The organism is Acidovorax bellezanensis, from assembly GCF_025421555.1.
In the GTDB taxonomy this organism is placed as follows: Bacteria; Pseudomonadota; Gammaproteobacteria; order Burkholderiales; family Burkholderiaceae_C; genus Comamonas; species Comamonas bellezanensis.
The window spans coordinates 371,229-393,539 of the sequence record NZ_JAODYH010000005.1 but is presented as its reverse complement, the minus strand read 5'-3'; the positions used below and the strand labels follow the sequence as shown (position 1 = coordinate 393,539).

General features: G+C 66.1%; 22 protein-coding genes. 8 read left to right on the top strand and 14 right to left on the bottom strand.

Annotation, left to right across the window (positions count from 1 at the left end; genetic code table 11):
• The first annotated feature begins 2 nt into the window (after positions 1-2).
• Positions 3-989, top strand: a complete 987-nt coding sequence (locus N0K08_RS13275) for a Bug family tripartite tricarboxylate transporter substrate binding protein (protein ID WP_261500853.1) — start codon at positions 3-5, stop codon at positions 987-989.
• A gap of 124 nt (positions 990-1,113) precedes the next feature.
• Here N0K08_RS13275 and N0K08_RS13270 read toward each other — a convergent pair whose 3' ends face one another.
• Positions 1,114-2,043, bottom strand: coding sequence for a hypothetical protein (locus N0K08_RS13270; protein WP_261500852.1), 930 nt, complete (start codon positions 2,041-2,043; stop codon positions 1,114-1,116).
• On the bottom strand, positions 2,040-3,491 hold the full coding sequence (locus tag N0K08_RS13265) for a glycosyltransferase family 2 protein (RefSeq protein ID WP_261500851.1): 1,452 nt from the start codon (positions 3,489-3,491) through the stop codon (positions 2,040-2,042). The genes N0K08_RS13270 and N0K08_RS13265 overlap by 4 nt, the downstream gene beginning before the upstream one ends.
• A 338-nt stretch (positions 3,492-3,829) precedes the next feature.
• Here N0K08_RS13265 and N0K08_RS13260 point away from each other — a divergent pair, with 338 nt between their 5' ends.
• Positions 3,830-4,021 (top strand): hypothetical protein, encoded by a 192-nt coding sequence (locus N0K08_RS13260; protein ID WP_408642951.1) that lies wholly within the window; start codon positions 3,830-3,832, stop codon positions 4,019-4,021.
• Between the two features lie 141 nt (positions 4,022-4,162).
• Here the strand turns inward: N0K08_RS13260 and N0K08_RS13255 are convergent, their stop codons facing one another.
• The 7 genes from N0K08_RS13255 to N0K08_RS13225 all read right to left on the bottom strand — a co-directional run bounded on the left by N0K08_RS13255 (position 4,163) and on the right by N0K08_RS13225 (position 11,992).
• Entirely contained in the window at positions 4,163-4,318 is a 156-nt protein-coding gene (locus tag N0K08_RS13255) for a hypothetical protein (protein WP_261500850.1), read from the bottom strand.
• Positions 4,319-4,404: 86 nt separating this feature from the next.
• Entirely contained in the window at positions 4,405-5,196 is a 792-nt protein-coding gene (locus N0K08_RS13250) for a tyrosine-protein phosphatase (RefSeq protein WP_261500849.1), read from the bottom strand.
• 71 nt (positions 5,197-5,267) lie between these two features.
• Positions 5,268-6,146, bottom strand: coding sequence for a 2-hydroxy-3-oxopropionate reductase (locus N0K08_RS13245; RefSeq protein WP_261500848.1), 879 nt, complete (start codon positions 6,144-6,146; stop codon positions 5,268-5,270).
• The gene (locus N0K08_RS13240) at positions 6,143-6,928 is read right to left on the bottom strand and encodes an HpcH/HpaI aldolase family protein (protein WP_261500847.1); all 786 of its coding nucleotides are present in this window, start codon (positions 6,926-6,928) and stop codon (positions 6,143-6,145) included. The genes N0K08_RS13245 and N0K08_RS13240 overlap by 4 nt, the downstream gene beginning before the upstream one ends.
• Positions 6,929-6,997: 69 nt before the next feature.
• Positions 6,998-7,954 (bottom strand): Bug family tripartite tricarboxylate transporter substrate binding protein, encoded by a 957-nt coding sequence (locus tag N0K08_RS13235; RefSeq protein WP_261500846.1) that lies wholly within the window; start codon positions 7,952-7,954, stop codon positions 6,998-7,000.
• A gap of 237 nt (positions 7,955-8,191) precedes the next feature.
• On the bottom strand, positions 8,192-8,947 hold the full coding sequence (locus N0K08_RS13230) for a FadR/GntR family transcriptional regulator (RefSeq protein WP_315968002.1): 756 nt from the start codon (positions 8,945-8,947) through the stop codon (positions 8,192-8,194).
• A 105-nt stretch (positions 8,948-9,052) separates the two neighbouring features.
• Positions 9,053-11,992: a DNA topoisomerase III gene (locus N0K08_RS13225; RefSeq protein ID WP_261500845.1), complete on the bottom strand. Its 2,940-nt coding sequence runs from the start codon at positions 11,990-11,992 to the stop codon at positions 9,053-9,055.
• A 118-nt stretch (positions 11,993-12,110) separates the two neighbouring features.
• Here N0K08_RS13225 and N0K08_RS13220 point away from each other — a divergent pair, with 118 nt between their 5' ends.
• Genes N0K08_RS13220 through N0K08_RS13210 form a run of 3 tightly spaced genes read left to right on the top strand, consistent with a single transcriptional unit; the run spans position 12,111 to position 14,197 of the window.
• Complete coding sequence (locus N0K08_RS13220) at positions 12,111-12,656, top strand: SET domain-containing protein (protein WP_261500844.1); 546 nt, start codon at positions 12,111-12,113, stop codon at positions 12,654-12,656.
• A complete protein-coding gene (locus N0K08_RS13215) occupies positions 12,653-13,480 on the top strand; it encodes a biotin--[acetyl-CoA-carboxylase] ligase (protein ID WP_261500843.1) in 828 nt (275 codons plus the stop codon). Before N0K08_RS13220 ends, N0K08_RS13215 begins: the two co-directional genes overlap by 4 nt.
• 18 nt (positions 13,481-13,498) lie before the next feature.
• The gene (locus N0K08_RS13210) at positions 13,499-14,197 is read left to right on the top strand and encodes an SPOR domain-containing protein (RefSeq protein ID WP_261500842.1); all 699 of its coding nucleotides are present in this window, start codon (positions 13,499-13,501) and stop codon (positions 14,195-14,197) included.
• A gap of 209 nt (positions 14,198-14,406) precedes the next feature.
• Here N0K08_RS13210 and N0K08_RS13205 read toward each other — a convergent pair whose 3' ends face one another.
• The gene (locus N0K08_RS13205) at positions 14,407-15,336 is read right to left on the bottom strand and encodes an N-formylglutamate amidohydrolase (protein ID WP_261500841.1); all 930 of its coding nucleotides are present in this window, start codon (positions 15,334-15,336) and stop codon (positions 14,407-14,409) included.
• Positions 15,337-15,537: 201 nt separating this feature from the next.
• Positions 15,538-16,503 carry a Bug family tripartite tricarboxylate transporter substrate binding protein gene (locus N0K08_RS13200; protein ID WP_261500840.1) on the bottom strand — a complete coding sequence of 322 codons (966 nt, stop codon included), beginning with the start codon at positions 16,501-16,503 and terminating at the stop codon, positions 15,538-15,540.
• A gap of 138 nt (positions 16,504-16,641) precedes the next feature.
• On the opposite strand from N0K08_RS13200, the gene N0K08_RS13195 reads away from it, so the two are divergent.
• Positions 16,642-17,598 carry a LysR substrate-binding domain-containing protein gene (locus N0K08_RS13195; RefSeq protein ID WP_261500839.1) on the top strand — a complete coding sequence of 319 codons (957 nt, stop codon included), beginning with the start codon at positions 16,642-16,644 and terminating at the stop codon, positions 17,596-17,598.
• 10 nt (positions 17,599-17,608) lie between these two features.
• Here N0K08_RS13195 and N0K08_RS13190 read toward each other — a convergent pair whose 3' ends face one another.
• The 3 genes from N0K08_RS13190 to N0K08_RS13180 form a co-directional block, all read right to left on the bottom strand.
• A complete protein-coding gene (locus tag N0K08_RS13190) occupies positions 17,609-19,069 on the bottom strand; it encodes a sensor histidine kinase (RefSeq protein ID WP_261500838.1) in 1,461 nt (486 codons plus the stop codon).
• The gene (locus N0K08_RS13185; protein ID WP_261500837.1) at positions 19,066-19,740 is read right to left on the bottom strand and encodes a response regulator; all 675 of its coding nucleotides are present in this window, start codon (positions 19,738-19,740) and stop codon (positions 19,066-19,068) included. Before N0K08_RS13185 ends, N0K08_RS13190 begins: the two co-directional genes overlap by 4 nt.
• Positions 19,741-19,885: 145 nt before the next feature.
• Positions 19,886-20,389, bottom strand: coding sequence for a MarR family winged helix-turn-helix transcriptional regulator (locus tag N0K08_RS13180; protein WP_261500836.1), 504 nt, complete (start codon positions 20,387-20,389; stop codon positions 19,886-19,888).
• Positions 20,390-20,529: 140 nt separating this feature from the next.
• Here N0K08_RS13180 and recA point away from each other — a divergent pair, with 140 nt between their 5' ends.
• Together recA and recX are read left to right on the top strand one after the other, a co-directional pair.
• Positions 20,530-21,678, top strand: a complete 1,149-nt coding sequence (gene recA / locus N0K08_RS13175; protein ID WP_261500835.1) for a recombinase RecA — start codon at positions 20,530-20,532, stop codon at positions 21,676-21,678.
• Positions 21,679-21,746: 68 nt separating this feature from the next.
• Entirely contained in the window at positions 21,747-22,214 is a 468-nt protein-coding gene (recX, locus tag N0K08_RS13170) for a recombination regulator RecX (RefSeq protein WP_261500834.1), read from the top strand.
• Positions 22,215-22,311 lie beyond the last annotated feature (97 nt).

Genomic DNA, 22,311 nt, shown 5'->3' with positions numbered 1-22,311 from the left:
CCATGGCAATCACCCCGCACAAGAACCTGGCCCAATGGCTGCCCCTGATCGCGCTGGCAGCCGCCTGCGGCATGCCTGCCGCGCAGGCCGAGGACAACTATCCCAGCAAGCCCATCCGCCTCATCGTGCCCTACCCCGCGGGCGGCGGCACCGACATCATTGCCCGCCTCATCGGCACCCAGCTGACGCAGCGCTGGGGCCAATCGGTGGTCGTGGAAAACAAGCCCGGCGCCAGCGGCATCCTGGGCAACGACATCGCGGCCAAGGCCCCCGGTGACGGCTACACCATGCTGCTGGGCATCACCACCGTGGCGCAGATTCCGGCGCTGTACAAGAAGGTGCCCTACAAGCTCAGCGACCTGACGCCGGTGTCACAGATCGCCAAGTCCGCGGATCTGCTGATGGTGCCGCGCAGCTCGGGCATCACCACCCTGCAGCAGTTTGTCGACCAGGCCAAGGCCTCGCCGGGCAAATTCAACTACGGCAGCTATGGCAACGCCACTTCGTCGCACATGAACGGCGAGCGCTTCAAGCAAAAAGCCGGCATCGATCTGACCCATATCCCCTACCAGGGCTCGGGTCCGGAAATGGTGGCCTTGCTGGGCGGGCAGGTGACGCTGGCCCTGGTCGATGCCACGGCCGCCTACCCCCACATCACGTCCAACAAGCTCAATATCCTGGCCGTCACCGGCGCCCAGCGCCACCCTGCCCTGCCGCAGGTACCGACCATGACCGAGTCCGGCTTCCCCGGCCTGGAAGCCAATGGCTGGTTTGCCATGTTCCTGCCAGGCACCACACCCAAGCCCATCGTGGACAAGGTGGGCGCGGAAGTGGCGGCCATCGTCAAGTCCCCCGAACTCAACAAGCGCCTGACCGAGATGGGGCTGATCCCCGTGGGGTCCTTGCCCGATGAGTTCAAGACCCAGCTCGGCAAGGACGTCACCCATTGGAAGACCGTCGCCGAATCGGCAAAAATATCAATGGATTAATCAGTTGCCCACAGCGTGGCCCAGCGAGGGGGCAGCGAGGAAGGGCCGCCCCGCACCGAGGCTGCCGTCCCCCTCCACCGAAGGTTGAGAGGGGGAAGACGCGAAGCGGCTCAGGGGGTGCGTCTCAAAACGGCAGCCGCACCTGCGCCACGGCGCTGGTGTAGCGGTAGCCGCCCGCCGACGCCTGCAAGGCCGAGGCATGGTCCTGGCTGGACTCCAGGCCGACTTTCCATTGCACGGCCGCACGGCGCGGCGACGACAGGTACAGGCCCGCGCTCCAGGCCGCCTGCCCCTCGCCATCGATGACCTGGCGGCCGCTGTCCACATGGGCGCTGATCACCACCTTGTCGGTCAGCGCCGTGCGCCACAGCAGGCCCAGCGACGCGTCATGCAGACGCGCCGGCGAAAAATACTCGGGGCGGTAGGGATCGCTGTTGCGGTAGTTGCGCGTCTTGACATAGGCATACCAGCCGCGGTCTTCGTCGAGCGTGAACGTCCAGCGCGTGCGCAGAATATCGCGCCGGTTGTCGTTGGAAAACCAGGTACTGCCCGCAGCCACGCCCAGCGACAGGCGCGGGTGGAGCTGCTGGTCCAGCACCAGCATGGCCGCGTTGTAGTTCAGGCCGGCATCTATGCCCCGGCGTGAATCGACCACATTGCGCTCCAGGCTCACGCCCAGGGAAGTGGTATCGCCCAGGCGGTGCATGGCATCGAGCGAACCCACGGCTTGCGTATGGCCCGCCGTGGTGTTGGCGCCGAGCTGGGCCATCCAGTTGTATTGCGCCGTATCGCGACGGTGCGTGAGCAGCAGGCTGCGGCCGGTGGCGGACCAGTCGTCCATGCTGTAGCGCTGCCAGCCGGCCCGCAGTCCCCAGCCCGAAGCCGCTTCGTACTGGGTCCAGGGCTTGAACACGCGGAAGCCGTCGGAGTCGTTGCTCACGTCCACGCCAGCGGAAACCGCCGGCAGCGGCGCGACCAGGCCTTGCGCCGTGGCCGCCAGCGGCAGCAGGCCCGCGCCACACCACAGCCAGAAAGCATTCTTGTACCCACTCATTTTGTTCCCCAATTCTTGGTCCGGCTGACCACTTCATGCACATAGCCCCAGACGCATGCCGGCTGCAGGATGATGCTGTAAAACAAGGCGTAAATTACAAATCCGACCGGGTTGCTGCGCACTTTCAGGCCCTGCTCGACGAACATGCGCGACTGGATGCGAAAGATCAGATAGTTCACCAGCATGGCCGCAGGCAGCACCAGCAGCGTCATCGGCCCGGCAATCCAGTAGATGCCGAACAGCGCCAGGACCAGACCCGGCACGAAAAACAGGGAGTACGCCAGGTCCATGTAGGGAAACAGCAGATTCCACCAGACGAACAAGGTGCTCATGCGGAACTGGAACAGCATGGGCCAGTGCAGCTTGAAAGCTTCGATCAGGCCGCGCGACCAGCGCTGACGCTGGCGGATGAACTGCCCCCAGGTCTCGGGCGCATTGGTGAACAGGCAGGCATTCTCGGCGAAGCCCACGCGCCAGCCCGCGCGCAGGATAGCCCAGGTCACCACGATGTCTTCGCCCACCGTGTGCGGCCAGCCGCCCAGGCTCCTGAGCACGGCTGTGTCATAGGCGGAAAACGCGCCCTGGGCCACCATCGTGCCCTGGTACATGCTTTGCAGGCGCTTGATCGCCGCGATGCCGTGGAAATAGTCCCATTCCTGCACCTTGGTGACCAGGTTGGTGCGTGAGTTGCGCACCAGCACCGCACCGGCCACGGCCCGCGTGTTGGGCGGATCGCTCATATAGCGCTTGACCAGGTTGAGCAGGGCGTCCTTGAAAAGATAGCTGTCGCCATCAACCGTCAAGGTCAGCGGCGTATCGACCAGCTTCAGCGCCGCATTCAGCGCATTCGCCTTGCCCACGTTCTTGCCCATGTCCAGCACCTGCAACCAGGGATAGGAAACGCTCTGCAGCCGGGCCAGCGTGCCGTCGGTGGAGCCGTCATTGATGACGATGACGCGAAACTCTCCCGGGTACTCCTGGCGCTCGATGCTCTCCAGCGTGCTGAGGATGTTCTGTTCTTCGTTGTAGGCCGCCACCAGGATGGTGATGGCCGGCAGATCCTGCGCGGCGATATCCGGCAGGAATCGGGGCCGACGGTCGAGCAGCAGGCTGACCACCAGGAAGGCATTGATGAAGCCCGGAATCACGGCAATGCCGTAAATGGCCAGATAGGCCACCTCGGGGCCCACGACCGTCGAGAAGTCCCGTATCCACGGCTGCGCCAGCATATGCGCCATCACGCCCCATGCCAGACCCACCAGCAGCGCCAGGCTGAATTTGGCGCGTACCGGCAGATACCAGCGCTTGCGCGGCGCCTGGTCGGAGGACTCCGACGCCTGCGGCTGCCTGCCGGCCACCGCCCAAGGCCTGGCGGCATGCGACGCATCGGCAGCGTCCTGCAGGCGATGCTCCGGCGTCTTGGTGGGTGTGGTGTGGTCGGTTTCCATCAAATGCGATCAAAGTAAAAAATGGGCTCAATTTCCCGGCCCTGAGGATGCACTAAACATCGGGTCACAAATGTGGATAAGCAATAACGCAATGCAAAATATCGTTAACTTTCATGAATTCGATAGCCTTAGACTATAGAAGCTTGTGAATTTCTTCACTCGAGGTCTGTCACCAGAAAAGCCACGCCCGACGCAGGGCGTCTGCGCCAAGCTCCGGCCGCAACCACACTTCTAGAATTGTTGGCAGGGCCTATGGCGGTGGCCCGCGCGGCACGGGCGACCGGGCCGCGCATGACGCGCTACGGCGCGCTACGGCGCGCTACGGCGCGCTCGCCGGCATGGTGGTCGGCGCGGTGACGGTGCTGGTCTGGCAGCACTATCAGTGGTTCAAACTCTATGAAATGGTGCCGGGATTCGGCTTAGCCACCCTGGCCATCCTCGCGGTGAGCCGGCTGGACGCGCCGCCCTCGGCCCGGCTACAGGCCATCCACGCCGAAGTGGACGAGGAAATCAGGCTCCACGGGGGCTGAGGCATCGCAGTTTTTCAGCACTTGCAACGCCTACTGCCTATGCAACTGGCTCGCCCCAGCAAGGAGGCAGCGAGGAAGGGCCCCCCGCACCGAGGCTGTCGTCCCCCTCAGGGGGAAGCCGCGTCAGCGGCTCAGGGGGGCTCACCGTACCCTGCTCACACCCACGTCGATATCACCGAACACCGTCACGCCGCTGCGGCTGCTGTCGCCAGCCCCCTGGACCGGACTGCCGCCCGCGCAACCCGCCAGACCGGCGGCCAGCGCCAGAGCGGCGCACCATCGCATGTAAATCTTCATCAGTACTCCCCGTCAGACAAGCCTTGATCCTAAGGCCGTACGCGACTGGCAACGGCCGCGAGGGGTAACGGGATGTGCCGCGGCGCTCATTCCAAGTAACGTGCTGCCAGCTGGGCGCGCGCCGCACGGTCCATGCCCAGCACTTCGGCCAGGTAGCGGTCCATGCCGCCATGCTCACGCTCCACCAAGTCCAGCGCGCTGTCCAGGAACGGCGCCTGCACGCGCCACAGCACTTCCAGCACGTCGCGCGGCAGGCGGCCGGAGGCAACCACCGCGGCGGCCGCGGCCGGCCCCTGGTACAGCGCATTGGTCAGCAGATAGTCTTCCATCACTTCATCGCGCGACACGCCCAGTGCACGCAGGATCAGCGCCGCGGCCCAGCCCGTGCGGTCCTTGCCCGCCGTGCAATGAAACACCAGCGGCGCATCGCTGTGCAGCAGCAGCTGGAACAGGCGCGCAAAGCGGTCGGCATTGTCGAAAACGAAGCTGCGGTAGGTCTCTTTCATCAGCTCCACGGTCACTGCCGGCGTCAACTCACTGCCGGCTTCGAGCAGCGCCTGGGTGCGTTGCACCACCGTGGGCTCGATCATGAAAGCGTGCCGGGTGAACTGCGGCCAGGCATAGCTTTGCGTGGCCCGCTCGCGGACACCGCGAAAGTCCACCGTATGGCCTATGCCCAGGCCGGCCAGGGTCTGCAGGTCGTCGGCCGACAGGTCGGCCAGATGGTCGGAGCGAAAAATGCGCCGCCATTGCAGGTGCCGTCCATCGGCGCCGGCGTAACCGCCGAGGTCGCGGAAGTTGCTGCTGCCTTCCAGGCGCAGCGCGCGTGCCGGCGTGGAAACGTCGGGCGAGAACGGGGAAGCGGTGGTAATGGCCATGGCTACAGCGTAGCGCATTGCGGCGGCCAGTGGATGAGCTGCAGGCGACTGCAACCCATCCATGTTAACAATCAGTCCAGGGTCTGGTCGGACATGATCTCGATCGCCTGGACCAGTGCGCTGTGGTCCAGGTCCTGCGCGCCATGGGCGGCGCAGACCTGCATCAGCTGCGCGACCTGGGCCGTGCCCGGCAGCGCCATGCCCAGCGCGCGCGCGCCCGACAAGGCCAGGCCCAGATCCTTCTGGTGCAGGCCGATGCGAAAGCCCGGCGCGAACTTGCGCTCAATCATGCGTTCGGCATGCACTTCGAGCACGCGGCTCGACGCAAAACCGCCCAGCAGCGCCTGGCGCACCTTGGCTGGATCGGCACCGGCCTTGCGCGCAAACACCAAGGCCTCGCCCACGGCAGCGATATTGAGCGCGACGATGATTTGGTTGGCCACCTTGCAGGTCTGGCCGTCGCCATGGCCGCCGACATGGGTGATGTTCTTGCCCATGGCCTGGAACAGCGGCTGCACGCGCGCGAAACCAGCGTCGGTGGCGCCGACCATGATGGTCAGCGTGCCGGCCTTGGCGCCGACTTCGCCACCCGAGACCGGTGCATCCACGTACTCGCAGCCCAGCGCGATGATGCGCTCGGCAAAGCGCTTGGTGTCAATCGGCGAGATGGAGCTCATGTCGACCACCACCTTGCCGGCGGACAGCCCCTGGGCGACGCCGTCCTCACCGAACAGCACGCCTTCGACGTCGGGCGTATCGGGCAGCATGAGGATGATCACCTCGGCCTGCTCGGCCACGGCGCGGGCGCTGCCGCAAGCGCTGGCGCCGGCCTGCAGCAGTGTTTCAGGCACCGCACGGCGGCTTTTGACGTACAGGCTGTGGCCGGCGTCGATGAGGCGGCCGCACATGGGCGTGCCCATGATGCCCAGACCAATGAATCCAATCTTCATGCTGCAACTCCTGGCGCGCCCACGGGAGCGCGCATCTGCTTGAGTAAGTCCTGCGAACCCGCCGCCAGCAGGCGGGCATCGGACGAGACGGTGACAAAACGAAAGCCCGCGGCCACGCGTGCGCGCGCCGATTCCGGCGTGCCGTTGTGGATGCCCGCGACCAGGCCATGGGCCGTGGCGCGTTCGAGCACATGGGCGATGGCCTGGGCCACGGGCGGGTCGACATCGTCGAACGTGGGGCGGCAGCCCAGCGACAGCGACAAATCGCTGGGGCCGATGTAGACCGCGTCCAGGCCTTCCACCGACAGGATGGCGTCCAGGTTGTCCAGCGCCTGCGCGGTCTCGATCATGGCAAAGCGCACGATGGTGTCGTTGGCTTCGGTCGGGTAGTCGGCGCCGCCATAAAGCAAGGCACGCACCGGCCCGAAGCTGCGCGTGCCGCGCGGCGCGTAACTGGTCCAGGCGACGAGTTTCTGCGCGTCTTCGCGGGTGTTGATCATGGGGCAGATCACGCCGTAGGCGCCGGCGTCCAGCGTCTTCATCAAATGGGCGGGATCAAGCCAGGGCACGCGCACCACGGGCACCGTGGGCGTGGTCGAAATGGCCTGCAGCATGGGCACCATCTGGGCATAGTCCACCACGCCGTGTTGCAGGTCTATGGTCAGACTGTCCCAGCCCTGGTGGGCCATGACTTCGGCGCTGAAGCTGTTGGGCACAGCCAGCCAGCCGTTGACCACGGCCTGGTTGTTGCGCCAGTGGGCGCGCAAGGGGTTGGGTCGCATGAAAGTCTTTCAAAAAGGGAGGGGCCGCGCCTGCCGCAAAGCAGGCTCCGCGGTCCGGCGCGTTGTCTTTCAGTCCGCCGTGATTTTTCCCACTTCGATCACCTTCTTCCAGCGCGCCGCTTCACGGGCCTGGAATGCGGTGAACTGCTCGGGAGTGCTGGCCACGACTTCAAAGCCGACATCGACGAAGCGCTGCTGGAGGCCAGGATCGCGCAGCGCGGTCATGAGCGCGCCATGCAGCTTGGCCTTGACGTCCGCGGGCAGGCCCTTGGGCGCGGCCACGGCCTGCCAGGAATAGACGTTCGCGCCGCTCACGCCCAACTCGCCCAGCGTGGGCACTTCGGGCAGCAGCGGGGAGCGCTTTTCGGAAGTGATGGCCAGGGCCCGCAGCTTGCCGCCGCGCACATGCTGGATCACCGCATTGATGTTCTGGAACGAGGTATCGACCTGGCCGCCCAGCAGATCGGTGATGGCCGGCGCGCCGCCCTTGTAGGGGATGTGCGTGCCCTGGGTGCCGGTCTGCTGCCAGAACAGTTCGGCCGTGAGGTGGTCGGACGAGCCATTGCCCGACGAGGCAAAGCTCATCTTGCCGGGGTGGGCCTTGAGGCTGGCGACGACGTCGGCCAGGGTCTTGTACGGCGAGGCCGCGGGCACGACCAGCAGGTTGGGCGCCTGCACGGCCACGGTCAGCAGGTCGAAGTCCTTGCCGGCGTCATAGGGCACGCTCTTCATCAGATAGGGCGCGATGACCAGCGGGCCCAGCGACGAGACCAGCAGCGTATAGCCGTCGGCCGGGCTTCGCTTGACCTGGCCCGCACCGATGGTGCCGGTCGCACCGGGCTTGTTTTCCACCACCACGCTCTGCCCCAGCATGCCCTGCATCTGCGTGGCCAGCGCCCGCGCCAGCGTGTCGGTCGAACCGCCCGCGGGAAAAGGAACGATCACGTTGATCGGCTTGTCAGGCCAGGCCAGCGCGGGCAAGGCCAACGCGAAACCGGCCAGCAGCGTGAGAGTGCGTCGCAACATGAAAGTCTCCTGGGATTATTGTGATCAGTCATCGTACAACTCAAGATGACAGGAACAACCAGGGGTTTTCCCCGAGATGAGCGCTCACTGCCGGCGCTCCAAGCCCACGGCCTCTGCAACCGGCGTGGCCCAGCAAAGGGACATCGAGCAAGGGCCGCCCCGCAGCGAGGATGTCGTCCCCCTCAGGGGGAAGACGGGGCGGCCCATGCCGCGAAGCGGCTCAGGGGGTGCTTCTTATCAGCCCGCCGCCTCTTCCAGCGCACGCCGGCGGCGCTCGCGGCTGTTGACCAGGTGGGTGCGCATGGCCGCGCGCGCGGCCTCGGGGTCCTGGTCGGCGACGGCCTGGTAAATGCTTTCGTGCTCAGCCTGCACGCGCTGCAGGTAGCCGCGCTGCGCCGTTCCCGGCACATCCGCGTCGCTCAGGCGGGCGCGGGGAATGCCATTCACGCCCAGCGTGGCCAGCAGGTCGACGAAACGCGGATTGTGGGTGGCGCGCGCGAGCTCGAGGTGGAACGCATAGTCCTGCGCAGCGCTGTCCACGCCCTGCGCCAGCGCCGCCTGGAACTGCACCAGGGCTGCACGCAAGGCCTGCAGCTGCGGCTCGGTGCGGCGCTGCGCGGCCAGCGCTGCGGCCTCCGACTCCACCGCCACCCGCAGCTCCAGCGTGGCAATCACTTCGTGCAAGGTATCGCGCTGCTGCGTGCTCAGCGCAAACACCGGCGTGCGGCTTTGCGCCTGCACAAAGCTGCCCACGCCGTGCCGGGTCTTGACCCAGCCCGACGCCTGCAGGCTGGACAGGGCTTCGCGCACCACGGTACGGCTCACGCCGTAGGTCTGCATCAGTGCCGACTCCGTCGGCAGCTTGGTCTCGGGCGCGATCTGGCCCGCGCGGAACTGCGCTTCCAGCAGCTCGACCAGGCCATGGGCCAGCGAGCGCGGGCGATCGGTCAGGCGCTGCGCCGCCTGCGGGGCGGCAGCGGAAGGCAGAGTCACGGAAGCGGTGTCATGAAATTCAGGCATAGCGCCATCTTATAAGACAACCGTTCTCTCACCTTTCAGCGGGGACGCGAGGCTGTGCGCCACGCCCCCCTCTTCCACTCAGCTCAAATGTTTGCCGACGATGCCGGCCAGCTCGAACATCGTGATCTGCTCCTTGCCGAACACCGGCTTGAGCTTGGCGTCGGCATTGATCGCGCGCTTGTTGGCCGCGTCCTGCAGGTTGTTGGCCTTGACGTAGTCCCAGATCTTCTTGATGACTTCGGTGCGCGCGACCTTGTCGCCGCCAATCACCGCCGCCAGCTCGGCGCTGGGCGTCAGATTGGCCGCGACCTTGCGCGGCGCCTTGACTGCGGCAGCCGTCTTGGTGGCAGCAGTCTTGGTTGCCGCCGCCTTCTTCGCCGCCGGTGCCTTCTTGACTGCCGCCGCCTTCTTGGCCGGGGCCTTCTTCGCTGCAGCGCCCGCTGCCGTCTTGCGCGCCGGGTACTTGGACTCGCGCTGCTCGAACTCGAAGTTCACCTTGCCCTCGGTGCCATCCCAGACCAGGAATGCCTTGAAGGCACGCCGCGTGCGGTTGGAGACAAACTTCTCCAGCAGATCGGTCTTGCCCGTGGCCAGCAGCTTGACCATCTGCTCGCGCTCGATCGGCTGCTGCAGGATGATCTGGCCGCTCTTGAAGTCGCAGCTGGGCGTGGGCTGGTCCAGCGTGGGCACGGCCTTGGAGCAGACATAGTTGCTGCCGCGCTCGAACACCGGCGCAGAGCACTTGGGGCAAGGGCCCAAGGGCTGCTGGCTGGAGAAGTCGACGATCTCGCCCGTGTCTTCCGAATTGGCGTCGTCGCCGAAATCGAATTCCAGCTTGTAGTTGTTGTTTTCCTCGTCGCGCACGATGGCCACTTCGGCCACGAAAGGCCAGCCGGCCTTGGAGCGGAAGCCGTCCAGCGGGCCTATGCGCCGATCGCGCAGCAGGCTTTCGGCCTCGCGCGTTTCAAACGTCCGGCCGGCCGGCGACTTGGTGAACGAGAAGCCGCAGCCCGCGCCCGCGCCGTCAGCGCCCGTGCAGGCATAGCGACGGTAGTTTTCCTTGACCACGCCAGCACAGTTTGGGCAAGGCGTGGCCAGCGTGGCGTAGTCGCCCGGAATGGTGTCGCGGTCGTATTCCTTGGCCTTCTTGACCAGGCGCTCGGTCATGGCCGCGATCTCCTGCATGAAAGCTTCACGCGAGAGCTGGCCTTTTTCCATTTGCGACAGCTTGTATTCCCACTCGCCCGTCAGATCGGCGCGCGACAGCTCTTCCGCGCCCAGGCCGCGCAGCAGCGTCATCAGCTGGAACGCCTTGGCCGTGGGAATCAGCTCGCGGCCTTCGCGCAGCATGTACTTTTCCGTCAGCAGGCCTTCGATGATGGCCGCGCGCGTGGCTGGCGTGCCCAGGCCTTTTTCCTGCATGGCGGAGCGCAGTTCCTCGTCCTCGATCTGCTTGCCAGCGCCTTCCATCGCGCCCAGCAGCGTGGCTTCCGAATAACGGGCCGGGGGCTTGGTCTTGAGGCCCTTGGGGTCGACAGACTCGGCCAGCGGCTGCTCGCCCGGCTGCACCGGCACCAGATTCTGGCCCTTGTCGCCGTCCTTGGCGTCTTCCACTTCGTGCGCGGCTTCCTTGCCGTAGATCGCCAGCCAGCCCGGCTTGACCAGGACCTTGCCTTCGGTCTTGAAATGCTGGTCTTCGACGCGGCTGATGCGGGTCGTGACCTGGTGCTCGGCGCTGGGGAAGAACACCGCCATGAAGCGGCGCACCACCAGGTCGTACAGCTTCTGCTCGGTCTCGCTCAGGCCGCTCGGTGCCTGGGTGGTCGGGATGATGGCGAAGTGATCCGACACCTTGCTGTTGTCGAAGATGCGCTTGGTGGGCCGCACATACTTGCTGTCCAGCGCCTGCTGGGCGAAGGGCTCGAGGTGGCGCATGCCGCTCTTGGCAAGCATCTCGAAGGTCTGCTGGGCCACGGGCAGATAGTCTTCGGGCAGGGCGCGCGAATCGGTACGCGGATAGGTCAGCGCCTTGTGGCGCTCGTACAGGCTTTGGGCGATGGACAGCGTGGTCTTGGCCGAGAAGCCGAACTTGCCGTTGGCTTCGCGCTGCAGGCTGGTCAGGTCGAACAGCAGCGGCGAGGCCTGGGTCGTGGGCTTGCTTTCTTCCGTCACCACGGCCGGCTTGCCGCGCGCGGCATCGGCGATGGCCTGGGCTTCGACCTGGCTCCAGACGCGGTCGGCGCGCATTTCAGCGTCTTCGTTTTTCTTCCACTTCGGATCGAACCACTTGCCCAGGTAGGCACCGGCCTGGGCACCGAAGGTGCCGTGGATTTCCCAGTAGTCGCGGCTGACGAACTTGCGGATTTTTTCCTCGCGCTCCACCACCACCGACAGCGTCGGGGTCTGCACCCGGCCGACGGTGGTCAGGAAGAAGCCGCCGTCGCGCGAATTGAAGGCCGTCATGGCGCGCGTGCCGTTGATGCCCACCAGCCAGTCGGCTTCGGAGCGGCTGCGCGCGGCGTCGGCCAGGCCCTGCATCTGCTCGTTGCTGCGCAGGTTCTCGAAGCCCGCGCGGATCGCCTGGGGCGTCATCGACTGCAGCCACAGGCGCTGCACGGGCTTGCCCAGGGGCTTGTTGCCGCCGGCGTACTGCTCGATCAGGCGAAAGATCAACTCCCCTTCGCGGCCCGCGTCACAGGCGTTGATCAGGCGGGTCACGTCCTTGCGCTTGGCCAGGCGCACCACGGCGTTCAGGCGGGACTTGGTCTTGTCTACGGGCTTCAGGTCGAAATACGGCGGAATCACCGGCAGGTTGGCGAAGCTCCACTTGCCGCGTTTGACGTCGAATTCCTCGGGGGCCTGGATTTCCACCAGATGGCCCACGGCGCTGGTCACCACATGGGTGTCGCTCTCGAAATATTCATCGTGCTTCTCGAACTTGCCCGCCACCGGGGTCAGGGCACGAACAATGTCCTGCGCCACGGAAGGCTTCTCGGCAATCACCAGAGTTTTTGTCATTGTGTTGTTCTCGTCATTTCAGGCGCCCGCCATCAAGGCCGGCGAGCGCTTCTACAATCCAGTCTTACGCGTGCACGCGCACGCGCATGTGTGCATATTCAAAGTATCAGAGATTCCAATGCCCCGCACCCTGCCTTCTTCGCCGGCCCAGCGCCGCATACAGACACGGCGCTCCGGCGTCCACGGCAAGGGCGTCTTTGCCGTGCAGGATATTGCCGAGGGCGAAGTCCTCATTGAATACACGGGTGAAATCATTTCCTGGCAGCAAGCCCAGGACCGCCACCCGCACGACCCGCGCCAGCCCAATCACACCTTCTACTTCCACGTCGACGAAGACCGGGTGATAGACGCCAACTACGGCGGCAATTCCGCGCGCTGGATCAACCACAGCTGCAACCCCAACTGCTACACCGACGAGCGCGCGGGCCGCATCTTCATCACCGCGCTGCGCAACATCGCCGCGGGCGAAGAGCTGAACTACGACTACGGCCTGATGCTCGAAGAGCGCTACACGGCCAAGCTCAAGGCCGAATACCCCTGCTACTGCGGCGCGGCCAACTGCCGCGGCACGCTGCTGGCTCCCAAGCGCGGTTGGCGCCCGCCCATGCCCGGGGACAACGCCCCCGCCACCCCGCCAACGCCCCGTGAAGGCCGCTCCGCATGACTTTCGCCCCGTCACCCATCCGTTGGCCCGCCGAGGCCCTTTGGCAGGCCGTCAGCCCCCTGCTTGAAGGCTTTACCGTCGAAATCCTGCCCGCAGTGGACTCGACGAACACCGAACTGATGCGTCGCGCGCGCGCCGGCCGCTGCGAACCCATTTTGCTGGTCACCGAAAGCCAGACCGCGGGCCGCGGCCGGTTGGGCCGCGACTGGGTCAGCCAGGTCGGGGATTCGCTGACGTTTTCGCTGGGACTGCCGATGGCGCCCGTCGAATGGTCGGGCCTGTCGTTGGCCGTGGGGGTGAGCGTGGCCCAGAGCCTGCAGCCCCAACTGCCCGCCGCTGGCGACGCCGCGCCGCGCGTAGGCCTCAAGTGGCCCAACGACCTGTGGCTCACAGGCGACCGCAAATTGGGCGGCATCCTGATCGAAACCGCCAGCGGCATGTCCGCAGCCGGCCCGGCGCGCTACGTGGTGATAGGCGTGGGCCTGAACGTGCGCCCGCCCGACGGCCAGGGCCTGCGCACCGCGCCGGCCAGCCTGGGCGAAGTCGACCCCGCGCTCGACGCGCCCACGGCCCTGGGCCGCATCGTGCCGCCGCTGGTCCAGGCCCTGCAGGCGTTTGCGCAGCACGGCTTTGCCGCCGTGCGCCCGCAGTTTGCCCAGCGCGACCTGCTGCAGGGACGCATCGTCAACCTGAGTGACGGCAGCAGCGGCCTGGCCCAGGGCGTAGGCCCCGATGGCGCGCTGCTGGTGCAGACCGCCACCGGCCTGCTGGAAGTGACCAGTTCCGAAATCAGCGTGCGTCCCCAGCCGGCATCCGCCGCCTGACGCGCCCGGAAAGACCCCATGCTGCGCCTCGCCGTGTTCATCCTGCTGCTGGCCAATGCCGGCTATTTCGCCTGGAGCCAGGGCGTGCTCGCCAACCTGGGCTGGGCGCCCCAGCAGCACAGCGAGCCCGAAAGGCTGCAGCAACAGCTGCGCCCCGAAGCGCTGCAGCTGCTGCAGCCCGCTGCCGAGCCGGCGCCGACTGCGCCGCAGCCCGAGCCCGCCCAGGCCACGGCCGCCGCCGCACCCGCGGCCGACACAGCGGGCCCTGCCCAGTGCCTGCAGGCCGGCATCTACGACGAAGACCAGTCGGACGCGCTGCGCCGCGCGCTGGCCCTGCAACTGCCCGACGGCAGCTGGAACATCACGCCGACGACCACGCCCGGCCGCTGGATGGTCTACATGGGCAAGTTCGCCGACAGCCAGGCGCTGGAGAAAAAGCGCGCCGAGCTGCGCGTTCGCAAGCTCGACCACGACCGCGCCGGCGGTGCGCTCGAGCCCGGCCTGTCGCTGGGCCGTTTCTCCAGCGAGGAAGCCGCGACGCGCGAACTGACCCAATTGGTGCGCCAAGGCGTGCGCAGCGCCCGCGTGGTGCAGGAACGTCCGGACAAGCACGGTTTCGTGCTGCGCCTGCCCGCGGCCACGCCCGCACTGCGCCAGCAGGTCGAAGCGCTGCCGATGCTGGGCGACAAGCGCCTGCGTTCTTGCAACACCTCCTGACGGCCGTCTGGAGCCCCATGCAAAACGGCCCGGAAGAACCGGGCCGTTTTTTATTGATACATAGCTTTTGCACCATCCGCAGCCTGCGAAACTGGCGCGCCTCAAGCCAGGGGCACCGAGCAAGCGCCGCCGCGCAGCGAGGGTGCCGCCCCCCTCCACCGAAGGTTGAGAGGGGGGAGCCGCGTGAGCGGCTCAGGGGGAGCTTCAGTTCAGACGCGCGGATCGTAGGCCAGCAGGTTTTCCACCAGGGCCTGCAGATCGGCCGTCAGGCGCAGGTAACCGGTCTGGTCCAGGGCCAGCGTCTGCTCGTCCATGTACAGCTTGCGGTTGATTTCGATCTGGATGCTGTGGCGGTTGTCGGCCGGGTTGCCGTAACGGCGCACCAGTTCCACGCCCTTGTAGGGGTGGTTGTAGTCCACGCTGTAGCCGCGTTCGCGCAGGAAGGCGCAGATGTGCTCCGACAAGCGCGTGTCGGCGGTCGTGCCGTCGCGGTCACCGATGACGAAATCCGCATGCACCAGACCGGGATGCAGGGTCGCATGGCTGGCGGCCACGGCCGGCATGGAGTGGCAGTTGATGTGGATGCTGTAGCCATGGCGCGCATGGGCGGCGTCGATGGCCTTGGCCACGGCCGCGTGGTAGGGCTTCCAGCAGCGCTCAATGCGCGCCAGCACCTCGTCCACCGACAGCTGGCGCTCATAGATCGGCACGCCCGCATCCGTGAACTTCCAGATCAGGCCCTTGCCCAGACGCACTTTCTGCAGCACCACGGGGTCGGTGGTGACCGGCAGGGGCCAGTCGCCATCGATCATGCCCGTGTCGACTTCCGTGGTGTCACGGTTGGCATCGAGGTAGATGCGCGGGAAATGCGCTTCCACCCAGCTCACGTCCAGCGAAGGCGCGAACGCGTAGATTTTCTCCACGTGCGTGTCTTCCGCCTGGCGCAGGGTGGCCAGGGGCAGGCAGGAACCGAAGTCGTCGGGGTACCAGGTGCCGCTGTGCGGCGAATCCAGCACCACGGCGCTGGTGCCAGGCACGCTGGTCACCATCTGGGCGGGAGTGGAAGTGTGGGCCGCACCAGCCACGCCGGGCTGGGCATGCTGGAAACGTTGGCTGATCAATTGCAGAACGGGATGCATAGGCAGACAAAAAGTGAGTGTGTCGTCCCCCTCTGAGAGAGGGAAGCGACGAAGCCGCAGAGGAGCAGTTTGCCCGGTTCACGGCTTTAAAACCAGCATGTCCCAGCACAGGGACACCCAGCAAGGGCGGCCCCTCCACCGCAGGTTGAGAGGGGGAAGCGCGGGCCGGCCATCCGGCGAAGGCGCTCAGGGGGTGTTTATTTAATCCAGCTGGATCTTGGCGTAGGCCGCGACCTGCTTCATCTTGGCGATTTCGCGCTCGATCTGCTTGGTGAATTCGGCCGACGACGTGCCTGTGGGGTACAGGCCCTGGGCAGCCATGCGCTGCTTGACGACGTCTTCCTTGAGCGCTGCGGCCACGGCCTTTTGCACGCGCTCGACCTGGGCCTTGGGCATGGACTTGGGCGCCACCAGACCGAACCATGAAGGATCGTTGTTGTCCTTGTAACCCAGTTCAGCGTAGGTAGGCACATCGGGCAGCACGTCCAGACGCTCGGGCCAGGACACGGCGATGGCGCGAACCTTGCCGGACTTGATCTGTGCCAGCGACGATGCCACCTGGTCGAAATACACCGGCACCTGGCCGCCCAGCACGTCATTGATGGCTGGGCCCGCACCGCGGTAGGGGATGTGCAGCATATCGGTGTCGGTGCTGCGCTTGAACAGCTCGCCCCACATGTGGCCGATGGTGCCGTTGCCAGGCGTGGCGTAGCTCACCTTGCCGGGATGGGCCTTGAGGTAGGCCACCAGTTCGGCCATGTTCTTGACCGGCAGGGTCTTGGGGTTGATCACGATCACGCCCGGAGCCTTGACCATTTCGGTCACGCCGACAAAGTCCTTGATGGCATCGTAGGGCAGCTTGTTCAGCACGGCGGGGTTCACGCCATGGGTGGACAAGGTGGCCACGCCAAAGGTCAGGTTGTCGGTGGCGCGGGCCACTTCGGACATGCCGATGGAGCCGCCGGCGCCGGCGCGGTTTTCCACCACCACGGGCTGGTTCAGCAGGCGACCCAGCACATCCTGCAGGTTGCGCACCACCATGTCGGTGGAGCCGCCCGGCGGGAAAGGCACGACGATGCGCAGCGGCCGACTATTGTCCTGCGCAAAAGACATTCCTGGAACGACAGTCGTGGCTGCGATGGAGGCAATAAATTGGCGACGTTGCATGGTGTTTTCCTTGTTGAAGAGAAAGATTAACGGAATTCGAACCGTAGACAAAGCAATACCTATGCCTGTTATTATTCCAAATCGGAATACTTACAAGCCTTATAGGCATCCCTTGTCACACCGGGTGATTACGCTTCCATGTCCAGCCTGCGCCGCCTAAATCCCCCCATTCATCTGTTGCGGGCTTTCTCCACCGTCGTGCGTTTCGGTGGCGTTTCGCGCGCCGCGGAAGCGCTGTATCTGACGCAAAGCGCGGTCAGCAAGCAGATACAGGAGCTCGAAAAATGGGTCGGCGTGACGCTTTTCGAGCGCAGCCGCAAACGCCTGACGCTGACGCCGGCAGGCGAGCGCTACGAGCGCGCCGTGCGCATCCTGCTGTCCCAGCTCGAAGCCGCGACGCTGGAGCTGATCACCAGCGATGACCGCAGCGGTGCGCTCTACCTGTCGGTGCTGCCCACCTTTGGCGCCAAGTGGCTGATACCGCTGCTGCCGCAGTTCCAGCAGCGCGAGCCCCAGGTCACGCTGCACTTCGTGCCCTATGTCGACGGCTATGACTTCAAGAGCCCGACGCTGGACAGCTCCATCCTGTTTGGCGACGGCCATTGGCCGGGGGCGCGCGCGCACTACCTGGTCGGCCAGCAGGTGGCGCTGATTGCACCGCCGCTCGGCAGCCCCGGCGCACCTGCCATACGCACGCCCCAGGACCTGGTCGGCTGCACGCGACTGCGCCATGTGACCATTCCCGATGCCTGGGCGCAATGGAGCCAGGCCCAGGGCGTGAGCGAGATGCGCGCACTCGACGGCCCGCAGTTCGATCAGTTCCAGAGCATCATCCGCGCGGTGATGGCCGGCATGGGCGTGGCGCTGGTGCCGCGCTGCCTGGTGCAGGACGAGATCGCGTCGGGCCTGGTCACCGAGCCTTTGCCCGGCCACGGCTACACCAGCCATCTGGGCTACTGGTTCTGCTATCCCGAAGGCCGTGCCCACCATGGCGCCTTGAGCTCCTTTCGCAGTTGGCTGCTGGAAACGGCGGCACAGTCCAGCGCTGCCATGGTCACTGCCTCCCAAGCCAGCGCCAGCGACCTGCCGACCTGATCCGCCCGGCTCAAAGGGCCGCGGAACGCGCGGGCGGCGCCGCGCGCGCCGCGAACTGCACGCTGAAGCGCGCGCCCGTGGGCACCTGCTGGGGGCGCGCGGCTTCCAGCGTCACCTTTGCGCCATGGTGGCGCGCAATCTCCATCACGATGGGCAGACCCAGGCCCGAACCATCGGCCTGCGTGCCCAGCGCGCGGTAGAACGGCTGGAACACCAGCGCGCGTTCGGCCTCGGGCACGCCCGGGCCGGTGTCTTCGACCTGCAGCAGCAGCACCCGGCCAAAAGTGTCGGTCAGCAAGCGCACGGTCACCACGCCAGGCTGCTCCAGCGACGAAGGCGTGTAGTTGATGGCGTTGTCCACCAGATTGCGCACCAGCTCCGTGAGCAGCGTCGGGTTGCCATCCATCCAGACCCCGGGCGCGCCGGGCTCGGCGCCGTCGTAGCCCAGGTCCACCCGCTTGTCCAGCGCCCGCGGCACCGAGTCGCGCACCACATCGATCACCAGCCGCGCCAGGTCGCAGGGCTGCTTGAGCATGCCGGCCCCCGTGCCTTCGACCCGCGCCAGCGCCAGCAACTGGTCGACCGCGTGGCTGGCGCGCATGCTCGCCCGGCCGATCTGCTGCAGCGAGCGCTTGAGCTCCTGCGTGCTCGTGCCTTCACGCTGGGCCAGATCGGCCTGCATGCGCAGACCCGCCAGCGGCGTCTTGAGCTGGTGGGCCGCGTCGGCCAGAAAGCGTTTTTGCGTGGCCAGCGAAACGTTGAGCCGGCCCAGCAAATCGTTGACCGCGTCCACCAGCGGCGCCACCTCCTGCGGCACGGCCTGGATGTTGAGCGGCGACAGGTCATCGGGCTTGCGCGCACGGATGCGCTCCTCCAACTGGTGCAGCGGCTTGATGCCACGCGCCAGCGCCATCCACACCAGCAACACCGACAGCGGCAGCACCACGAACTGCGGCAGCATCACGCCCTTGATGATTTCGGCAGCCAGCACGCTGCGCTTTTCCCGGGTTTCCGCCACCTGCACCAGCGCCAGCGGCCCGCCTGCGCGCGGCAGCGGCACCCAGACCGCCGCCAGGCGCAAGGCCACGCCGTTCAGCTCGGCGTCGTACAGCTGGACTTCACCGCTGCGCAGCTCCGTCTCGGTCAGTGGCGGCGCAGGCAGCGTGCCCTCGCCCGCGAGCAGCTTGCCCTGGGGATCGAGCACCTGGTAATGGACGCTGTCGGGCGTGCTCGCGCGCAGGTCATGGCTCAGCGCCAGGGGCAGGCTGAATTGCGGATGGCCTTCCTGCACCTGCTGCGCCAGCGCCTGGGCGCCGTATTCCAGCGCCCGGTCAAACGGCTTGTTGGCCAGGCCCTGCGCGACCAGCCAGGTCAGCGCCAGACTCACCGGCCACAGCAGCAGCAGCGGCGTGAGCATCCAGTCGAGGATTTCGCCAAACAGCGAGCGCTGCTCGCGCTGAAAGATCTTCAATCTCTTATCTTTTCCAGGCAGTAGCCCAAGCCTCGTACCGTCGCGATGCGTATCGGGCCGTGCTCGATCTTCTTGCGCAGGCGATGGATATAGACCTCGATGGCGTTGTTGCTCAGCTCCTCGCCCCACTCGCACAGGCGCTCGACCAGCTGGTCCTTGCTGACCAGGCGGCCGGCGCGCTGCAACAGCACTTCGAGCAGGCCCAGTTCGCGCGCCGACAGCTCGACCATCTTGCCGTCGATGGTGGCCACGCGGCCCGACTGGTCGTAGACCAACGGTCCGTGCTTGATGGTGCTGCTTGCGCCGCCCATGCCCCGGCGCGTCAGCGCCCGCACGCGCGCTTCGAGCTCCTGCAGGCTGCAAGGCTTGGCCATGAAGTCATCGGCGCCGAAATCCAGGCCCTTGACCCGCTCTTCCACGCTGTCAGCCGCCGTGAGGATGAGCACCGGCAAGGTATCGCCGCGCCCGCGCAAGCGGCGCAGCACTTCCAGGCCATGCATCTTGGGCAGGCCCAGGTCCAGAATCAAGAGATCGAACTCGCTGCTGGTCAGCAACACCGACTCGGCCTCGCTGCCGCTGGCCACATGGCTGACCACAGCCCCCGAGCCGCGCAAGCTGCGCTGCAGGCCGTCGGCAAATACCTGGTCGTCTTCGGCAATCAGAATGCGCATGCGGAGTCTCCTCGATGAGCGCGGCAGTACACAGCCGCCAGGCCGTGCAGCCATTCTAGGAGCGCACCGCGGTGCACCACCAGCGGGTTTTCGCCGGGCCCCTTGGGGGGCAGCGAGACGCAGTGGACGAGCGTGGGGGCTCTGCTTACGCGGGCCGGCCGCTGCTGGCCGCGTAGGCCTCCAGCCCCAGCGCCACCACGGTCGCCACCTCGTCCCCCACTTCGGCGCGGAACTCGGCTTCCGCCTGGGCCACGGCCGCCTCGAAAGCCTGCAGCCAGGCCAGGCCGGTGGGAGTGAAGCGCAGCCAGCGGGTGCGCTTGTCGCGCGCATCGGCCTCGCGCGTGACCAGCCCCCAGGCAATGCACTGCTCGACCAGATCGGCCATGGCCTGCTTGCTCATGCCCGCGCGCTCGGCAAGATCGGTCAGCCGGTCACCGCCCAGCGACAGGTGACGCGTGATGTGGATATGGGCGGCGCTGACCTGGTCGCGCGCCGCCAGGTTGGACAGCGCCAGCGGCACCTCGACCGCACGGGCCATGAGCTGCATCACCCGCGCGTCGAAGCGGCGCATGGAATGACCGAGCAGACGGCCCAGATGGGTCTGGCGCCAGGCGTCCTGTACAGGCGTGGCAGGTGGGGTGTAGTGCATGGCTTATTGTCAGGCAAACTGACTAAAAACTATCTATACACGATAAGACAACGCCCATAAACTACTGTTCAAGCATCCAGCCCGGCAGTCACAGCAGACGGGGCGTTCTATCCAAGCCATTGTTTTTCAAGGAGTTTTCCATGGAAGTCACCACCGTCAAGAACAGCAACCCTCCCGTCGCCGCCAATGCCGAAAAGGCCAAGGCCTTGCAGGCAGCGCTCGCCCAGATTGAAAAACAGTTCGGCAAGGGCACCATCATGCGGCTGGGCGAAGGCGAAGTGATTGAAGACATCCAGGTGGTGTCCACCGGCTCCCTGGGCCTGGACATCGCGCTGGGCGTGGGCGGTCTGCCACGCGGCCGCGTGGTCGAAATCTACGGCCCGGAATCCTCGGGCAAGACCACGCTGACCCTGCAGGTGATCGCCGAAATGCAAAAGATCGGCGGCCAATGCGCGTTCGTCGACGCCGAGCATGCGCTCGACGTGCAATACGCCCAGAACCTGGGCGTGCAACTGTCCGACCTGCTGATCAGCCAGCCCGACACCGGCGAGCAGGCGCTCGAAATCGTCGACAGCCTGGTGCGCTCGGGTGCCGTCGACCTGATCGTCATCGACTCGGTCGCAGCCCTCACGCCCAAGGCGGAAATCGAAGGCGACATGGGCGACGCCCTGCCCGGCTTGCAGGCCCGGCTGATGAGCCAGGCACTGCGCAAGCTCACGGCCACCATCAAGAAGACCAATTGCATGGTCATCTTCATCAACCAGATCCGCATGAAGATCGGCGTGATGTTCGGCTCGCCCGAAACCACCACCGGCGGCAATGCGCTCAAGTTCTACGCTTCCGTGCGCCTGGACATCCGCCGCACCGGCACGATCAAGAAGGGCGACGAAGCCATCGGCAACGAAACCCGCGTGAAGGTGGTCAAGAACAAGGTCAGCCCCCCGTTCAAGACCGCCGAATTCGACATCCTGTTCGGCGAAGGCATTTCGCGCGAAGGCGAAATCATCGACATGGGCGTGGAAGCCAAGATCCTCGACAAGTCGGGCGCCTGGTACGCCTACCGCGGTGAAAAGATCGGCCAGGGCCGCGACAACGCGCGTGAATTCCTGCGCGAAAACCCCGATCTGGCTTTCGAGATCGAAAACCGCGTGCGTGAAGGCCTGGGCATCTCCCTGCTGGCTGGCACCGCGCCCGCCCCGGGCTCCGGCAAGCCGTCCAAGGCCGACAAGGCAGCTGAAAAAGCGGAAAAAGCCGCGACCGCAGCGTCCGCAGCAGCAGCCGACAAATAAGTCCAGCCACCCTGCCGCCGCCCAACGTGCCCCGCGCCGTTGCGCGGCGGTCGCGCTTTTGCACTCCCATGGGCTTTACCACCCTCTCCCTCAAAGGCCGCGCGCTGCGCCTGCTGTCCCAGCGCGAGCACTCGCGCCTGGAACTCGAACGCAAGCTCGCTGCCCATGTCGCCGAAGGCGATGACCTGGCGGCCGTGCTCGACGAGCTCGAAGCCAAGAACTTCATCAACCCCGAGCGCGTCGCCCAGTCCCTGGCCAACCGCCGCGGCAGCAAGCTGGGCACGGCCCGCGTCATCCAGGAAATGCGCAGCAAGGGCCTGGATGACGACACCGTGCGCGCCGCCACCCTGGAACTGCGCGCCACCGAACCGCAACGCGCCCACGCCATCTGGCGTCAGCGCTTCGGCGCGCCAGCCGAAACCCCGCAGGAAAAGCTCAAGCAAATGCGCTTTCTGGCCAGCCGCGGATTTTCGGGCGACGTGGTGCGCAAGGTAGTGGGCGGGCAGGTGCCGGACGACATGCCGGACCAAGACTGAAGAAACAGGCCTGCGGGTCCATAGAAAAACGCAGAGCCGCCTCTGCGCTGGCCCCCCAGGGGGTGTTTCTTTTCAACGCTTGCACAACCCACTGCCT

Excerpts from the sequence above, each read along its gene's own strand:
- N0K08_RS13265 (WP_261500851.1), bottom strand. The coding sequence starts at position 3,491 with ATGGAAACCGACCACACCACACCCACCAAGACGCCGGAGCATCGCCTG.
- N0K08_RS13210 (WP_261500842.1), top strand. The coding sequence starts at position 13,499 with ATGCTGCGCCTCGCCGTGTTCATCCTGCTGCTGGCCAATGCCGGCTAT.
- N0K08_RS13270 (WP_261500852.1), bottom strand. The coding sequence starts at position 2,043 with ATGAGTGGGTACAAGAATGCTTTCTGGCTGTGGTGTGGCGCGGGCCTG.
- N0K08_RS13260 (WP_408642951.1), top strand. The coding sequence starts at position 3,830 with ATGGTGGTCGGCGCGGTGACGGTGCTGGTCTGGCAGCACTATCAGTGG.
- recX (WP_261500834.1), top strand. The coding sequence starts at position 21,747 with ATGGGCTTTACCACCCTCTCCCTCAAAGGCCGCGCGCTGCGCCTGCTG.
- N0K08_RS13215 (WP_261500843.1), top strand. The coding sequence starts at position 12,653 with ATGACTTTCGCCCCGTCACCCATCCGTTGGCCCGCCGAGGCCCTTTGG.
- N0K08_RS13200 (WP_261500840.1), bottom strand. The coding sequence starts at position 16,503 with ATGCAACGTCGCCAATTTATTGCCTCCATCGCAGCCACGACTGTCGTT.
- N0K08_RS13240 (WP_261500847.1), bottom strand. The coding sequence starts at position 6,928 with ATGCGACCCAACCCCTTGCGCGCCCACTGGCGCAACAACCAGGCCGTG.
- N0K08_RS13195 (WP_261500839.1), top strand. The coding sequence starts at position 16,642 with ATGTCCAGCCTGCGCCGCCTAAATCCCCCCATTCATCTGTTGCGGGCT.
- N0K08_RS13185 (WP_261500837.1), bottom strand. The coding sequence starts at position 19,740 with ATGCGCATTCTGATTGCCGAAGACGACCAGGTATTTGCCGACGGCCTG.
- N0K08_RS13245 (WP_261500848.1), bottom strand. The coding sequence starts at position 6,146 with ATGAAGATTGGATTCATTGGTCTGGGCATCATGGGCACGCCCATGTGC.
- N0K08_RS13225 (WP_261500845.1), bottom strand. The coding sequence starts at position 11,992 with ATGACAAAAACTCTGGTGATTGCCGAGAAGCCTTCCGTGGCGCAGGAC.
- N0K08_RS13255 (WP_261500850.1), bottom strand. The coding sequence starts at position 4,318 with ATGAAGATTTACATGCGATGGTGCGCCGCTCTGGCGCTGGCCGCCGGT.
- N0K08_RS13250 (WP_261500849.1), bottom strand. The coding sequence starts at position 5,196 with ATGGCCATTACCACCGCTTCCCCGTTCTCGCCCGACGTTTCCACGCCG.
- recA (WP_261500835.1), top strand. The coding sequence starts at position 20,530 with ATGGAAGTCACCACCGTCAAGAACAGCAACCCTCCCGTCGCCGCCAAT.
- N0K08_RS13205 (WP_261500841.1), bottom strand. The coding sequence starts at position 15,336 with ATGCATCCCGTTCTGCAATTGATCAGCCAACGTTTCCAGCATGCCCAG.
- N0K08_RS13220 (WP_261500844.1), top strand. The coding sequence starts at position 12,111 with ATGCCCCGCACCCTGCCTTCTTCGCCGGCCCAGCGCCGCATACAGACA.
- N0K08_RS13275 (WP_261500853.1), top strand. The coding sequence starts at position 3 with ATGGCAATCACCCCGCACAAGAACCTGGCCCAATGGCTGCCCCTGATC.
- N0K08_RS13235 (WP_261500846.1), bottom strand. The coding sequence starts at position 7,954 with ATGTTGCGACGCACTCTCACGCTGCTGGCCGGTTTCGCGTTGGCCTTG.
- N0K08_RS13180 (WP_261500836.1), bottom strand. The coding sequence starts at position 20,389 with ATGCACTACACCCCACCTGCCACGCCTGTACAGGACGCCTGGCGCCAG.